The following is a 14,031-nucleotide window of genomic DNA, read 5'->3' on the forward strand; positions in this document are numbered from 1 at the left end:
GGATCACGATCAGGCAGCTGGGCAGTCAACCCGCTGAGGATGTGTGAGGTCTCTTCTCCTGCAGCCACGTCCAACCTTCCTTTAGGCGCATGCATCGGCGCCTCAGGTCTGGCAGGGTAACTGCCCGTCGTGAACGCGTCGTGTGCGACATCTCGGTTTCAACAGCCCGGTCGGATGCGCCGGGCAGGTCTTGTGAGCGCATGGCTGCCCAGTAGAATTCTGCGGGGCGATCGCCCTGCAGCCATAACGCTCATGGCCACTCTAGCTTTCGCGGCGCTGCGATGCGTAGCCGCGAGCCCCGCAGGGCGTTGTATGTCACACCCAGCAGGGTTCCGTGACGGAAAGCACTCGATTGTCACGGCCCCGAAACGCCCTAGGTGGTGCGGAATGTGCCTCATGGCAGGGACAATGGCTTGAAGCACACGCCCAAAGGGTGTTGGCTGTTAGTAATGGAAGTCACTTCAAAAGGAGGAAACGTGAGCGAGGCCGACGCCGCCACATCGGTAAATGTGGCGGAACGAATGGGTTTCAAAGATGGGGATCTGATTCAGGAGCGCGGCTACGACGACGACGTCGACTTCGACTTGCGTGACGATATTGAAGATGTCACGGGCTCCGAGCTGTTGGATGAAGACGATCATGACGTTGTAGATGCTGTCGTCTTCTGGTGGCGGGATGGCGATGGTGATCTTGTTGATGCCCTCATGGATTCGCTCACCACGCTGAAGGAAGGCGGAGTTGTCTGGGTTCTGACCCCCAAATCAGGCCGCGACAACTATGTTTCTCCAGCCGACATCCAGGATGCCGCGCCTACGTCCGGCCTGCACCTCACCACCTCGGCCGGCGTGTCGAAGGACTGGAGTGCCACGCGCCTGGTGCCCAAGAAGAACAAGTGACGGAAGTCCGACAGGCGCCTGATTCGGTGTTCGTTCCTGGAATAGGGCAGCCTGCACCGGAATTCGAACTGCTGAACCAGTACGGTGAGCCCGTCCGTTTGTCGGACTACCGGGGCCGCAACGTAGTTGTGGTGTTTTTCCCCTTTGCTTTCTCCGGCATTTGCACCGGAGAACTGTGTGAGATTCGCGACAACATCGCCGCCTTCAAGGATTCGAACGCCACCGTGCTGGCGATATCTGTGGACAGTAAATTCGCCCAACGTGCCTACGCAGAGAAAGAACGCTTAAACTTCGACCTTCTGGCCGACTTCTGGCCGCATGGAGCGGTAGCGCAGGAGTACGGAGTTTTCGACGCCGCGAGTGGGATGGCACTGAGGGGTACATTCATCATCGACGTGTCGGGAATCATCCGTTATGTCGTGGTCAATCCGCGCGGCCAGGCAAGGGACTTCGCCGAATATCGGCAAGCCCTCTTGGCGCTGGGCGAACACCAGCCGTGAGCCGCACCAGACCCGGAGTGGGTATGACGGGTTTTGCCAGCATGCCGCCTGCTCGCGAGGTGCAGCTCGATTCCGACGAGCTGGCGGCCATGAGGCCGGCCCTGGAAATTTTGGGCGGCAGGCGCCTCGCTGTGCTGACGGGAGCCGGGCTGAGCACCGACTCCGGTATTCCTGATTATCGAGGACCCGGATCCGCGCCGCGCAACCCCATGACCTTTCAGGAGTTCATCGGCAGTGAGGCCAACCGCCGCAGGTACTGGGCTCGGAACCATATTGGCTGGTCCCATCTCCGGCACGCCGATCCCAACGCCGGACATGCCGCCGTCGCGCTGTTGGAGCGTCGTGGCCTGATGACCGGGCTTATCACCCAGAACGTGGACCGGCTCCACGAAGACGCAGGAAGCATCAATGTGGTGGACCTCCACGGACGCTTCGACCAAGTGATCTGCCTGGACAACGGGCATACCTTCAGCAGGCGGTTGATCGCAGCCATTCTTGAGGAAATCAATCCCGGCTTCCTGGAGGCTGCGGTGGAATCGGGGGTGGTGGAGATGGCCCCTGATGCTGATGCAACGGTTGAGGATCCGGAACTCATCACCTCGTTTGTCATGGCTGTCTGTCCCGTCTGCGGAGGGACGCTCAAACCCGACTTTGTCTACTTCGGCGAGAACGTGCCCAAAGGGCGTGTAGCACGCGCCTATCGGATGGTGGACGAGGCCGATGCCCTGCTCGTGGCGGGATCATCCTTGACGGTACAGAGCGGCTTGCGTTTCGTTCGTCACGCGGCAAAAGCCGGAAAGCCGGTAGTCATCATCAACAGGGGCACCACTCGTGGCGATGAATTTGCCGTGCTGAAACTGGAGCTCGGAGTGAGCGGAGCCTTGGACTTTCTGTCGCGCACTCTGCCGGATCTGCCAGAGGCTTCTGAACCGATTGGCGTTTCCGGCAATTGATCATGTAGAGTCATTGTTCGTTGGTTGAAGCGCTGAAGCAGTGAATAAGCACTGGGGAAGCGTCAAAACCATTGTTTGGGTCTTTAGCTCAGCTGGTAGAGCGCCACGTTTACACCGTGGATGTCATCGGTTCGATCCCGGTAGGACCCACCATAGAAAAACCCCGTCGATTCAAGCCAAACGGCTTGGAGGGCGGGGTTTTTTGCTGCCTGTGAACTGTTTCCGGAACCGCCTTAAATGTCGGAGCTGGCCCCTATGGTTTCGTCCATGGAACACGTGTACATCCGCACAACTGCCCAAGGAATCCCGGCCACCGTAGTGAGGGGGAGCCGGGAATGGCAGATTGCAGTGGAGCCAGTCCGCTGGTTTGAGCGCGTCTCATGGTGGGAAGCGTCCACGCGTATGCCGCGGGGGCAGGGTCGAGTGGACGTAGAGGTCTGGCAGGTCCAGGTTCGTTTGGGTGGCAATGTGAGGTCAGCCCTCGTCACTTGGCAACTGGTGCGGGACGGTTCTGGAGGGGGCTGGAGCCTGAGGGGCGAAGAAGCCGCTGTGGCGTAGCTATCCGCGCAGGAAATGGATGAGCTCTCCACCACGACTATTGGGGGATGCCGCGGTGGAGAGCTCGAAAATGAATATACAGCGAACTCTTGGGTTTGGAAAGCGGAGCAGTCTGGCGTTGCCCACACAACGGGGTGCCGCCCCATAACACCCTCCAGTTGCCCCCTTAAGTACCGACCAGGCCCATCCCAGTGCCACTATGATGGGTAGTGTTCAGCAGATTGAACGAACAGATTGCTCTGACGAAGGAGAATCATGGCCGATTCCCGCACTACCCGCTCCGAAGGGCTGGGCGCGTCGTCGCCGGCACCTGCTGTCACCCGCGCTGCCGCTGTGCTCGAAGCCCTCGCAGGATCGCCTTCCGGGCGTCTGACACTGAGCGATCTGTCGCGCGAACTCGGGATTCCAAAATCCTCCACGTCCAACTTGCTCCTCGCGCTGGAAGAGGCACGCCTGATCACCAGGCAGGGCGCCGACTTTGCGCTGGGGCGAAAGCTCGTTGAACTGGGGGCCGCCTACCTTAGTCGCCTCGATGAGGTGCAGGAGTTCTATAAATACTGTGAGCAGGCGCCCACTCTTTCGGGTGAAACCGTGCGGATCGCGATGCTCGACGGCGATCATGTCATTTACCTCGCCCGCTATGAGGGTCACCCTGCGGTCAGGCTGACATCCAATATCGGTGACAAAATGCCCGTCTCGCTCTGCAGCGTCGGAAAGGCCCTCTTGGCGCAGTTGCACGATCACGACATTGATGGAATGTTCCCGGACGGCATGGAACTGCCCGTCATGACCGCGAACTCCTTGCGAACAGCCGAGGCGCTCAAGGAGCAGATCAAGACCATCCGCAAGCAGGGGTTCGCCTTCGAGGACGAAGAGTCCACGGTGGGTGTTGTATGCCTTGCCGTGCCGGTGCCCACCCACGGGGCCCACGGCCCCAGCCTGGGCCTGTCCGTAACAGCCCTGAAGGCTACGTATTCGGAGGAGCAGGGCGCCCTCATGGTCAAGGAGCTCAAGGAGCTTGCCCGCTCTTTGGGTAATCCAATGGGCTGACCAAATAAATCTGATTACAACCTTGGCAGTGAGTTCAACAAGCTGTACTCTGTTCATCATAGTGATCTTGGCGGTGATGCCATCGCTATCTCGCTGGGCCAACGGGGGCCCGGGGTGATTTTGAGGGAGTGCTTGTGATAACTCGTACTAATGCAAAGCTCGCGGCTGAGGCCGACGACGCTGTAGTTGAGCCGGAACAGCTTCGGCGGGCAACGTTGGCCAGTTCGGTTGGTTCAGCCCTGGAGTACTACGACTTCTACATTTATGGGCTTGCTTCGGCACTGATCTTCGGACCACTGTTCTTCTCGCCCTTGGGCCCGGATGGGGCGCTGATTGCGTCCTTCGCAACCTACGGCGTCGGCTTCGCTGCCCGGCCGTTTGGTGGGTTGTTCTTTGGCTACATCGGCGACCGGTTCGGCCGGAAGATGGTCCTGATCCTCACCATCGCCTTGATGGGAACGGCAAGTTTCGCCATCGGCCTGCTGCCCACCTTTGAACAGGCCGGAATGCTGGGAGCCGTGCTGCTGGTGGCTTTGCGCATCGTCCAGGGTCTTGGCGCAGGTGCTGAGCAGGCAGGCGCCACCACCTTGATCTCAGAGGTGGCTCCGCGCCGTCGTCGTGGTTTCTTCGCATCCTTGCCGTTCGTCGGCATCCAGTTGGGCACGCTTCTGGGCGCGGGTACTTTCGCGCTGATCGCCATGGCGGACAAGTCCGTCCTGCAGGGCTGGCTGTGGAGGGTGCCCTTCCTGGCCAGCTTCATCCTGATTGCCGTCGCCATCTTCATCCGGCTGAAGCTCAAGGAAACGCCTGCGTTCCAAGAGTTGGAAAAGCACAAAAATGTGGTCAAGAACCCCATCGGTGAGCTGTGGAGGCATTCCAAGAAGAACGTCCTGATCGGCATCGGCCTCCGAATGGGTGAGAACGGCAACTCCTCGATCTACTCCGCGCTGCTGGTGTCGTTCATGAGCATGCCGGCAGGCGTCTTTGCTGGAAACAACTCCATTGGCCCGGTTGGGCTGCTGATTGCCGCTGGCTTCGCTGCCGTCATGGTGGTCACGTTCGGCGCTCTGTCCGACAAGTACGGTCGCGTTCCGGTGTACCGCTACGGTGCCCTGTTCCAGGCCATTATCGCCGTCCCCGCGTTCTACTTGGTCACCTTGGGCAACGTCACCCTGGTATGGGTAGTGATGGCCGTGGGTATCGCCATCGGTGTCCAGTCGATGCTTGGGCCTCAGTGCCCGCTCCTGCCAGAGCTGTTCGGCTCGCAGTACCGCTTTACGGGTGTCGCCATGAGTCGGGAGATCTCCGCAGTCCTGGCTGGCGGCCTCGCGCCCCTGCTCGGCGCGCTCATGCTCGCTGCAACCAACCACTCGTGGCTGGTCCTGGCCATCTACTCCCTGGTCCTGGCCCTGATCTCCTTCGTGACCACGTTCTTCACCCCGGAGACAGCCGGCCGCGACCTCGTCAGCACGGAAGACGCAAAGTAGCCTTCGGGGTCCTTCCCAGCAAAGCAGCGCGGCAGCCTCCCGGCGGAGGGTGCCGCGCTGCTTTGTGAGGTGTGGCCATGTGCGGACGGACTATTCCTGGCCGGCCCGCGGCGGCTTGAAGACGTTTCCTGAAAGCGGCGAGGCAGCGAACCAACCTGTGCCTTCTTCAGGTGGGTGGGCTGCAAGGGCGCGGGAGATCCTGTCTTGTTCTGCGCGCGCCGCGGCTACGAGGGCATCGAACGCAGCAACGGCCCGTGAGTTGGGGGATTTCGTACCGCGGAACCGACGTGCCACTGCGTTTTCCTCATATGGAGTGAACTGGACTTCGTAGCCGTCGCCGAGTTCATCGGCCAAGCGTTGAGCCAAGCGGTTGCCTTCAGCTGCGTAGAAGGAGGGCAGGTCCGGCGCTTTCCAAGCGAAATCGCGCGTCAACGAGTCGTAGTAGAACTGCTCCCAGTCTTTGAGCTCCTGTTCCAAGGATGGTGTGAGCCCGGCGAGCTCGTAGTCGACAGGCCGGTCGAGCCACAACACTGTGTCTGCATAGTCCGGAAAGATGCGCACAATCGCAGGCTTTTCCATAGGGGGATGGTACTGCGCGGGACGGGAACCTGCGACGACAATGGCGCTTGGGATGCCTTAACCACAACACGCCCAGAAGCCGTGATCCGGCTGCCGGGCGTGCGAAGTGGGAGGTCTGCCGGTTTAGTAGAAGTGAACCGGATCCACCAAGTGGGGGAGTTCGCCGCCGTCCAGGAAGGTGCGCAGGTTGCTGCAGAAGCGTTCGGTAATCAGGCGGTTCTCGGCTGTGCTGAGGGCCGAGGTATGAGGTGACACCAGGACCTTGGGGTGATTCCACAACGGGCTGTCCTGGGGCAATGGCTCAACGGCAAAGACGTCAAGGCATGCGAAGGAGACTTGCCCGTTGTCGAGAGCCTCAAGCAGGGCCTCCTCATCCACCACGGTGCCGCGGCCCACATTGACGAACACGGTTCCCGGTTTCATTGCCGAGAAGACGGCAGCGTTGAACAGCTTCTCGGTGTAGGGCGTTCCGGGAAGTGTGTTGACCACGGCGTCGGCGTTTGCCAAAAGACCGGCCAGGCCGTCGTTGTCCGTCACTTCGTCGATGCCTTCGATGGCCTCGACATTGCGCTTGGTGCCGCTGACTTTCATCCCCAAAGCTCGGGCGATCCTTGCGGTTTCCAGACCGATTTCACCCAGGCCGGTGATGACCAGCGTGGAGCCATTGACCAGCTTGGTGGGCGTCCGCAGTTCCGGCCAGAACTTGGCAGCCTGATCCTGTGCCATCTCCGCGCTGCGCTTGAAGCCGTTGAGGATGCCGAAGGCGGAGAACTCTGCCAAAGGCGGGGCATGAACTCCGGCAGATGTTGTGACGCGGAACTTCTGAAGGGTCTCAGTGTCCAATCCGGAAGCCTTGACTGCTCCTCCTGCGCCGGCTGCCATGGCGTGGATCCACTGCAGGTGCGGGTTGCTGCCGGCAATCCGGGCGAGTCCGGCAGGGCTTTCGTTGGGAAAGCCGTACAGTACCTGCGCGCGGTTCAGCATGGCCCAGTAGCGTTCCTCCTGTTCGGGCGTCCGTTTGAAATGGGGGTCGCCGGCGTGATCGGCGGGGAAGCGCTCGGGGGGCAGCAGTTCGGGATCGTAGAGAACTGTTACGGAGGGATCTACTGCGCGAATCAGCTCTACGTGCTCTGCTTCGAGCGGTACAGCGATGGCGATGGTAAGTTCATCAGTCGTCATAGTGTTCATCATACTGAATGGCGGCTAGGATATTGAACAGATTTCGAGGAATTACGTCGCCGCCTATGAACACAAAGAAGTGAGGAATCCACCATGACCAGCAAACGAGTCGGTTTCGTCGGCTTGGGCCTCATGGGAGCGCCCATGGCTGCCAACATCGCCAAGGCAGGGTGGGGAGTCACCGCCTGGAACCGCTCCGATGCCGCTTTCGACGGCTTGGCAGGCGTCAGTCGCGCAGCTGCGGTCGCCGACCTCCGCGATGAAGATGCCATCATCTTCATGCTCCCGGACCTGCCATTCATCGAAGAAGCCTCCGCCGCCCTGCTCGAATCCTGGCGGAGCGTGCCACCTACGTCAGGTACCGCCGTCGTCATCATGAGCAGCGTCTCCCCAACCGCGGTCCAGCGGTTTGGCGAAACAGTCCGGCAAGCAAGCAGCGGCAATGCCGTGGTGGTGGACGCCCCGGTCAGCGGCGGTACCACCGGCGCTCAGAACGGAACGCTGGCCATTATGGTCGGCACCACCGAATCGCGCTTTGAAGCGCTTAGGCCGCTCTTCGAGACCATGGGGACCACCGTCCGGCGTATGGGGCCCCTTGGGGCGGGCTCACTGGCCAAGGCCTGCAACCAATTGATCGTAGGAACCACGACGGCGGCACTTGCCGAAGCGGCCGAACTCGCCGAACGCTCCGGAATGGACGTGGAAGCCCTTTTTGAGGTCCTCTCAGGCGGGCTGGCCGGAAGCCGGGTGCTGGACAATGTCGGCCCACGCCTGGCCGCCAAGGACTATGCCCCCACAGGGCCGGCCAAGTTCATGCACAAGGATCTCGGCTTCGTCCTCGACAGCGCTGAAGCGGTGGGCTCAGCTGCGCCTCTCGCTACGGCCGCGATGGAGCTCTACGCCGAACTCAAGCGCCAAGGACTCGGTGACCAGGACCTCGCCGTCGTCCGACAAACCATCGCCAACCTGAGCCTGACACCAGCCGCGACGTCGAACAGCAACTGAGCCGGCGCAACCGAAGAAGGAATGAAAAACAAACTATGAGTGGACTTTTCGATCTGACCGGGCGCGTTGCCCTGGTCACTGGTTCAAGCCGGGGGATCGGCAACGCCCTTGCCCGGGGCCTCGCCGACGCCGGAGCAACGGTGGTGCTCAACGGCATCAACGCCGAACGGCTAGACGCCGCCCGGAAGGCCATGGCCGCGGACTACTCCGAGGACCGGGTTCACAGCCTTGCGTTCGATGTCACGGACGCCACGGCCGCCGCTGATGGAGTGGCATGGATTGAGCAGAACGTCGGGCCGCTGGACATCCTGGTGAACAACGCCGGGATCCAACACCGCGTTCCCATGCTGGACCTCGACGTCAAGGACTGGGATCGGGTGATCACCACGGACCTCACCAGCGCTTTCCTGGTGGGCAGGGAAGCGGCCAGGCACATGATCCCCCGGAAGCAAGGCAAGATCATCAACATCTGCTCGGTCCAAACCGACCTCGCCCGCCCCACCATCGCGCCGTACGTCGCTGCCAAGGGTGGTCTCCGCAACCTGACGCGTGCCATGACAGCCGAATGGGCTGCGTCCGGCTTGCAGATCAACGGGATCGCTCCGGGCTACATCCACACGGAAATGACGCAGAACCTGGTGGATGACCAAGACTTCAACTCCTGGATCCTTGGCCGCACTCCGGCCAACCGTTGGGGGACTGTTGCCGATCTCGCCGGCCCCACTGTGTGGCTCGCATCCCAAGCGTCCAACTTCGTCAACGGACAAACGATCTTCGTCGACGGCGGAATGACGGTGGTGGTCTGATGAGTATCACCCTTCCCACCTCCGGTCCCGCTGTTGTTGCCCATGGCAAGGGCGATCTCCGTATCGAAGACATCCCGCTGGCCACCCCTGCCGAGGATGAGTCGATCGTGGAGATCGCCTATGGCGGCATCTGCGGTTCGGACCTCCACTACTGGCTGCACGGTGCCGCGGGGGAGTCCGTCCTCAAAGAGCCCTTGGTCCTGGGTCACGAGATCGTCGGTGTAATTGTCCAGCAAGCAGCCGACGGTACTGGGCCGGCGGCAGGAACGCCCGTGGCCGTCCACCCGGCAACGCCTGCGCCCGGCGATGTCAGATACCCCGAGGACCGGCCCAACCTTTCCCCAGGCTGCACCTACCTGGGAAGTGCCGCGCGGTATCCGCACACGGATGGGGCCTTCAGCCGCTACGCAAACCTGCCCTCCAGGATGCTCCGGCCGCTGCCGGAAAACCTGGACCTGCGCACTGCCGCATTGGTGGAGCCTGCCAGTGTCGCCTGGCATGCCGTGGCCCGCGCGGGGAACGTCCAAGGGAAAACGGCCCTTGTCATCGGCAGCGGCCCTATCGGCGCCTTGACCGTCGCCGTCCTGAAGCGCGCTGGCGCGGCCAGGATTGTCGCCGTCGATATGCATGACAAGCCTCTGGAGATCGCCCAAGCGGTCGGAGCGGATGTGGTCCTCAAGGGTGACGAAGCCGAGGCCATCGCAGCGGTGGACGCCGACGTCGTCATTGAATCCTCAGGCAGCCACTACGGCCTGGCCTCGGCCATCAAGGGAGCTACCCGCGGCGGCAAAGTAGTGATGGTGGGCCTCCTGCCGTCCGGGCCCCAGCCGGTATTCATCTCCCTGGCCATCACCCGCGAGCTGGAGCTGCTGGGTTCCTTCCGCTTCAACGACGAGATCGATGAGGTCATTGCGGCGCTTGCCGATGGTTCGCTGTTTGTCGATCCCGTGGTGACGCACGAATTTGACCTCGCCCATGGTTTGGAAGCTTTCGAAGTGGCGAAGAACTCTGCGGAATCCGGCAAGGTGTTGCTGAACTTCCAGCCGTAACGTGGGTGCCCTAGTTCTTTGAGACCGGAACGAAGACGCGGGGCTGGTCGTCCCAGCTGGGGGCCAGCTCCGCGATGGTCTGGCGCATGATCTTGGCGGCGGCGTCGCGCGCGAGGGGACCGTCACCGGCGTCGATGGCATGGGCTACGTCCATGTGCCACTGCAGCGCCTGCTTTTGGGGGTGCTCGGGCATGAGGCCGTGGACTGTTCGACCGGTCAGGGTCTCGGTGACCTGGCCAATGAGGTTGGCAAACATTTCGTTGCCCGAACCGGAGAGTACCAAGGCATGGAAGCGGATATCGAGATCGAGGAACGTTGCCATGTCCCCGGCGTCGCCGGCCTCCTTCATGGCCAGCGAAATTCCCACCAGCTCCTGCCGAAGGCTCTCCGGGGCGTTGCCCGCGGCAAGCTCAGCCGCAACGGGCTCGACGGCGGAACGCAGCTCGGCGAGCGACCGCAGTTGGGCGCCACGCCCCTCGCCGGCAAGCCGCCAACGGATCACCAAAGGGTCGAAGGGATTCCAACGGTGTGCCGGAAGCACCCGGATGCCCACGCGCTTGATGGTCTCCACCAGCCCCAGCGACTGGAGCACCCGCACAGCTTCACGGACCACCGAGCGCGAGACATTGAGTTCGTCTTCCAGATGCTCAGCCAGCATGACGTGGCCGGTAGGAAGGGCGCCACCGACAATCCGGGTTCCCAGATGCTCAACGGCGCGGTGGTGGAGGCTGGTTGACATAGAGGTAAGCATAGTGGCGCGGAGACCTCGCGCGTCCAGCAACCGGCGTCGCAGTGCCCTCGGGCGCCAACGGCGTCACGCCGGCATCATAGACTGTTTATGACGCGGAACCGTTCCACAACGTGGGCTCCGCTTTCCCGCCCCAGACTTAAATACGTATGGTTTATTACAGCCCCTGGTTTTTGAATCCGCTTCCTGCGTGCCCGCAGGACTGTTTGTACACGAACGAATTGGAGTTTTGATGTCAGCACACATCGGTGTCACCGGCCTTGCGGTGATGGGCGCCAACCTGGCCCGCAACCTCGCACGCAACGGCTTCACCGTGGCTCTCCACAACCGCTCCGTGGAAAAGACCGACGCCTTGCTGGAAAAGCACGGCACGGACGGCGACTTCATCCGTACGGAAACGCTGCAGGAGCTCGTGGACTCCCTTGAAAAGCCCCGCCGCGTCCTCATTATGGTCAAGGCAGGCGCTCCCGTTGACAACGTCATCGAGCAGCTCGAACCACTGCTCGAGGCAGGCGACATCATCATCGACGCCGGTAACTCCCACTACGAGGACACCCGCCGTCGTGAAGCTGCACTGGCCAAGAAGGACCTGCACTTTGTAGGTGTCGGTGTTTCCGGAGGCGAAGAAGGCGCACTGAACGGCCCCTCCATCATGCCCGGCGGTTCCCGCGAGTCCTACGACGCCCTCGGCCCGCTGCTGGAGAAAATCTCCGCCAAGGTAGACGGCGAGCCTTGCTGCGCTTGGATCGGTACCGACGGCGCCGGCCACTTCGTCAAGATGGTCCACAACGGCATCGAGTACGCCGACATGCAGGTCATCGGCGAAGCTTTCGACCTCCTCCGCTCCGGTGCGGGCATTGAGCCGGCCGAGCAGTCCAAGATCTTCGCTGAGTGGAACAAGGGCGACCTTTCCTCCTTCCTGATCGAAATCTCGGCCGAGGTTCTGGGCCATGTTGACGCCAAGACGGGCAAGCCGTTCGTTGACGTCGTCGTTGATGCCGCTGGCCAGAAGGGCACCGGCCGCTGGACGGTCATCTCCGCCCTGGAACTCGGCTCACCGGTCTCCGGCATCGCCGAGTCCGTGTTCGCCCGCGCACTGTCCTCCCAGACCGAGCAGCGCAAGCTTGGCCAGGAGCTCCTGGCAGGTGAAGAAGCTTCCGTGGAAATCCCGGAGACCTTCGTCGAGGATGTCCGCCAGGCCCTGTATGCCTCCAAGCTTGTCTCCTACGCCCAGGGCTTGGACATGCTGACCTCCGCTGCCAAGGAATACGGCTGGGACCTCAAGCTGGACGAAATCGCGTCCCTGTGGCGTGCAGGCTGCATCATCCGTGCAGAACTGCTCAAGGACATCACCAAGGCCTACGCTGCCGAAGAGAAGCCCGCCAACCTGCTGTTCGCACCGGCCTTCACCAAGGCCATCGCAGAGGCACTCCCGGCTTGGCGTCGCGTTGTTGCCACGGCTGTGCAGCTGGGTATCCCTGTACCGGTGTTCTCCTCCTCGCTGGCGTACTACGACGGCCTGCGCCGCAAGCGCGTTGCCGCCGCCCTGATCCAGGGCCAGCGCGACCTCTTCGGTGCACACACCTACGGCCGCGTAGACACCGAAGGCACGTTCCACACCCTCTGGGGCGAAGACAAGTCCGAGATCTCGGCAGTCGACACCCACTAGCACCCCCGTGCCCAAGGCCGGTTCCTCCCCGTTACGCTGGGAGGAGCCGGCCTTTGCCGTACCGGGTGCCGGTGCGGTGGCCGCCAGCGAAGGATTGATGCCATGCCAGCCCACGTCGCACTGGTCACCGGCGCCTCCACGGGAATCGGGTTCGAAACGGCCATCGCCTTGAGGGCCGCCGGATACGCCGTCTACGCAGGGGCACGCCGCGTTGACAAGATGGAGCCCCTGAAGCGGCATGGCATCACGGTCATGTTGTTGGACGTTACGTCGGAGGAATCCATGGTGTCCGCCGTGGGTCTGGTGGAGGCGGCTTACGGGCGGATCGATGTCCTGGTGAACAATGCCGGCTACGGTTCCTACGGCTCCCTCGAAGAGGTTCCCATGGCCGAGGGCAGGCGCCAATTCGAGGTTAATGTGATGGGCCTGGCCAGGATGACCCAGCTGGTGATTCCCGGGATGCGCAGCAGGAGCTCGGGCCGGATCATCAACGTCTCATCCATAGGCGGGAAGATCTACGAGCCGCTGGGCGCTTGGTACCACGGCACAAAGTTCGCCGTCGAGGGCATGAGCGACTCCCTGCGCCTGGAGCTGAGGCCCCACGGCATCGACGTGGTGGTCATTGAACCGTCGGGAACGGACTCCGAATGGGGAACCATCGCTGGTGGGAACCTGCTGGCCAACTCGGGTGACGGGCCTTACAAAGAGCATGCACACATTGTGGCTGCTGCACTGGCATCCACCTCGGGACCGGGCCATGTGCTCTCAACGCCGGCGCGGGTTGTGGCCAACACCATTGTTCGGGCTGCGAAAGCAAGACGCCCCAGGACCCGCTACCCGGTGGGCAGGGGAGCCTGGAGCGTCCTGGCAATGCGCAGAATTCTTCCGGACAGGATTTTCGACGCCGTCTTCTTGAATCTCTACAAGAGGCTGGCCGGCTAGATCCGGTACTCGATGTAGTACTCCGCCGGATCCACTGCCGGTTTTCTCTCCGACTTCGCGTCACGGTGCCGCCACGTGGCGGGAATTCCCGTGATGATCGACTCCGGTGGCGCATCCTTGACCACCACGGCGTTGGCGCCGATTGCACTGTCCGCGCCGATGGTGATGGGCCCCAGGACTTTTGCACCTGCGCCGATCGTGACGCGGTCACCGATGGTCGGGTGGCGCTTGACCTTGGCCAAGGAGCGGCCGCCGAGCGTCACGCCGTGGTAGATCATGACGTCCTCGCCGATCTCGGAGGTTTCTCCGATCACCACTCCCATGCCGTGGTCGATGAAGAACCGGCGGCCGATGGTGGCGCCCGGATGGATTTCAATGCCGGTGAGGAACCTGGCCAGCTGCGAGATCAGGCGTGCAGGGAAGCGAAGTGCCGGATTCTGCCACAGCCGATGCGTCAGCCGGTGCGCCCAAATTGCGTGCAGGCCGGAATAGGCGAAAAAGTTCTCAAAAGAGCCTCGAGCCGCCGGGTCATGTGACCGGGCGGCGTCGAGGTCTTCCTTAAGCCTTGCGAAGAAGCTCACAAAGACCTTTCTACAGGAAATGAAGGTGT

At 62.1% G+C, this 14,031-nt stretch carries 15 protein-coding genes and 1 tRNA gene; 12 read left to right on the plus strand and 4 right to left on the minus strand.

The window, feature by feature from the left end; all coding sequences use genetic code 11:
* Window positions 1-476 precede the first annotated feature (476 nt).
* The 7 genes from FQP90_RS13415 (at window position 477) to FQP90_RS13445 (ending at window position 5,444) form a co-directional block, all read left to right on the plus strand.
* Window positions 477-896 carry a DUF3052 domain-containing protein gene (locus FQP90_RS13415; RefSeq protein WP_026542347.1) on the plus strand — a complete coding sequence of 140 codons (420 nt, stop codon included), beginning with the start codon at window positions 477-479 and terminating at the stop codon, window positions 894-896.
* Window positions 893-1,396 (plus strand): peroxiredoxin, encoded by a 504-nt coding sequence (locus FQP90_RS13420; RefSeq protein WP_144651285.1) that lies wholly within the window; start codon window positions 893-895, stop codon window positions 1,394-1,396. The genes FQP90_RS13415 and FQP90_RS13420 overlap by 4 nt, the downstream gene beginning before the upstream one ends.
* Entirely contained in the window at window positions 1,393-2,349 is a 957-nt protein-coding gene (locus FQP90_RS13425; protein ID WP_144651288.1) for an NAD-dependent protein deacetylase, read from the plus strand. The genes FQP90_RS13420 and FQP90_RS13425 overlap by 4 nt, the downstream gene beginning before the upstream one ends.
* Before the next feature lie 77 nt (window positions 2,350-2,426).
* A tRNA-Val gene (locus tag FQP90_RS13430) sits at window positions 2,427-2,502 on the plus strand.
* 114 nt (window positions 2,503-2,616) lie between these two features.
* The gene (locus tag FQP90_RS13435; protein WP_144651290.1) at window positions 2,617-2,907 is read left to right on the plus strand and encodes a hypothetical protein; all 291 of its coding nucleotides are present in this window, start codon (window positions 2,617-2,619) and stop codon (window positions 2,905-2,907) included.
* Between the two features lie 255 nt (window positions 2,908-3,162).
* Window positions 3,163-3,957, plus strand: coding sequence for an IclR family transcriptional regulator (locus FQP90_RS13440; protein WP_144651292.1), 795 nt, complete (start codon window positions 3,163-3,165; stop codon window positions 3,955-3,957).
* 128 nt (window positions 3,958-4,085) lie between these two features.
* Window positions 4,086-5,444: an MFS transporter gene (locus tag FQP90_RS13445; RefSeq protein ID WP_144651294.1), complete on the plus strand. Its 1,359-nt coding sequence runs from the start codon at window positions 4,086-4,088 to the stop codon at window positions 5,442-5,444.
* 90 nt (window positions 5,445-5,534) lie between these two features.
* Here FQP90_RS13445 and FQP90_RS13450 read toward each other — a convergent pair whose 3' ends face one another.
* Both FQP90_RS13450 and FQP90_RS13455 read right to left on the minus strand, forming a co-directional pair.
* A complete protein-coding gene (locus FQP90_RS13450) occupies window positions 5,535-6,023 on the minus strand; it encodes a hypothetical protein (protein ID WP_144651296.1) in 489 nt (162 codons plus the stop codon).
* 123 nt (window positions 6,024-6,146) lie between these two features.
* The gene (locus tag FQP90_RS13455; protein ID WP_144651298.1) at window positions 6,147-7,214 is read right to left on the minus strand and encodes a D-2-hydroxyacid dehydrogenase; all 1,068 of its coding nucleotides are present in this window, start codon (window positions 7,212-7,214) and stop codon (window positions 6,147-6,149) included.
* Between the two features lie 81 nt (window positions 7,215-7,295).
* On the opposite strand from FQP90_RS13455, the gene FQP90_RS13460 reads away from it, so the two are divergent.
* Genes FQP90_RS13460 through FQP90_RS13470 form a run of 3 tightly spaced genes read left to right on the plus strand, consistent with a single transcriptional unit; the run spans window position 7,296 to window position 10,062 of the window.
* Window positions 7,296-8,207 (plus strand): NAD(P)-dependent oxidoreductase, encoded by a 912-nt coding sequence (locus tag FQP90_RS13460; RefSeq protein WP_144651300.1) that lies wholly within the window; start codon window positions 7,296-7,298, stop codon window positions 8,205-8,207.
* A 35-nt stretch (window positions 8,208-8,242) separates the two neighbouring features.
* A complete protein-coding gene (locus FQP90_RS13465; protein ID WP_144651302.1) occupies window positions 8,243-9,013 on the plus strand; it encodes an SDR family oxidoreductase in 771 nt (256 codons plus the stop codon).
* A complete protein-coding gene (locus tag FQP90_RS13470; protein ID WP_144651304.1) occupies window positions 9,013-10,062 on the plus strand; it encodes an L-idonate 5-dehydrogenase in 1,050 nt (349 codons plus the stop codon). The genes FQP90_RS13465 and FQP90_RS13470 overlap by 1 nt, the downstream gene beginning before the upstream one ends.
* A 10-nt stretch (window positions 10,063-10,072) precedes the next feature.
* Here the strand turns inward: FQP90_RS13470 and FQP90_RS13475 are convergent, their stop codons facing one another.
* Window positions 10,073-10,801, minus strand: coding sequence for a FadR/GntR family transcriptional regulator (locus FQP90_RS13475; protein ID WP_144651306.1), 729 nt, complete (start codon window positions 10,799-10,801; stop codon window positions 10,073-10,075).
* 241 nt (window positions 10,802-11,042) lie between these two features.
* Here FQP90_RS13475 and gndA point away from each other — a divergent pair, with 241 nt between their 5' ends.
* Together gndA and FQP90_RS13485 are read left to right on the plus strand one after the other, a co-directional pair.
* Window positions 11,043-12,479 (plus strand): NADP-dependent phosphogluconate dehydrogenase, encoded by a 1,437-nt coding sequence (gene gndA, locus FQP90_RS13480; RefSeq protein WP_014922062.1) that lies wholly within the window; start codon window positions 11,043-11,045, stop codon window positions 12,477-12,479.
* 102 nt (window positions 12,480-12,581) lie between these two features.
* Window positions 12,582-13,421: an oxidoreductase gene (locus FQP90_RS13485; RefSeq protein WP_144651308.1), complete on the plus strand. Its 840-nt coding sequence runs from the start codon at window positions 12,582-12,584 to the stop codon at window positions 13,419-13,421.
* Here FQP90_RS13485 and epsC read toward each other — a convergent pair.
* Window positions 13,418-14,002, minus strand: coding sequence for a serine O-acetyltransferase EpsC (gene epsC / locus FQP90_RS13490; protein ID WP_144651310.1), 585 nt, complete (start codon window positions 14,000-14,002; stop codon window positions 13,418-13,420). The genes FQP90_RS13485 and epsC overlap by 4 nt on opposite strands.
* Between the last annotated feature and the right edge of the window lie 29 nt (window positions 14,003-14,031).

Origin of the sequence: Paenarthrobacter nitroguajacolicus (assembly GCF_007786235.1) — a bacterium.
Lineage (GTDB): Bacteria > Actinomycetota > Actinomycetes > Actinomycetales > Micrococcaceae > Arthrobacter > Arthrobacter nitroguajacolicus_A.

Excerpts from the sequence above, each read along its gene's own strand:
- gndA (WP_014922062.1), top strand. The coding sequence starts at position 11,043 with ATGTCAGCACACATCGGTGTCACCGGCCTTGCGGTGATGGGCGCCAAC.
- FQP90_RS13470 (WP_144651304.1), top strand. The coding sequence starts at position 9,013 with ATGAGTATCACCCTTCCCACCTCCGGTCCCGCTGTTGTTGCCCATGGC.
- FQP90_RS13460 (WP_144651300.1), top strand. The coding sequence starts at position 7,296 with ATGACCAGCAAACGAGTCGGTTTCGTCGGCTTGGGCCTCATGGGAGCG.
- FQP90_RS13465 (WP_144651302.1), top strand. The coding sequence starts at position 8,243 with ATGAGTGGACTTTTCGATCTGACCGGGCGCGTTGCCCTGGTCACTGGT.
- FQP90_RS13440 (WP_144651292.1), top strand. The coding sequence starts at position 3,163 with ATGGCCGATTCCCGCACTACCCGCTCCGAAGGGCTGGGCGCGTCGTCG.
- FQP90_RS13455 (WP_144651298.1), bottom strand. The coding sequence starts at position 7,214 with ATGATGAACACTATGACGACTGATGAACTTACCATCGCCATCGCTGTA.
- FQP90_RS13475 (WP_144651306.1), bottom strand. The coding sequence starts at position 10,801 with ATGTCAACCAGCCTCCACCACCGCGCCGTTGAGCATCTGGGAACCCGG.
- FQP90_RS13485 (WP_144651308.1), top strand. The coding sequence starts at position 12,582 with ATGCCAGCCCACGTCGCACTGGTCACCGGCGCCTCCACGGGAATCGGG.
- FQP90_RS13435 (WP_144651290.1), top strand. The coding sequence starts at position 2,617 with ATGGAACACGTGTACATCCGCACAACTGCCCAAGGAATCCCGGCCACC.
- FQP90_RS13450 (WP_144651296.1), bottom strand. The coding sequence starts at position 6,023 with ATGGAAAAGCCTGCGATTGTGCGCATCTTTCCGGACTATGCAGACACA.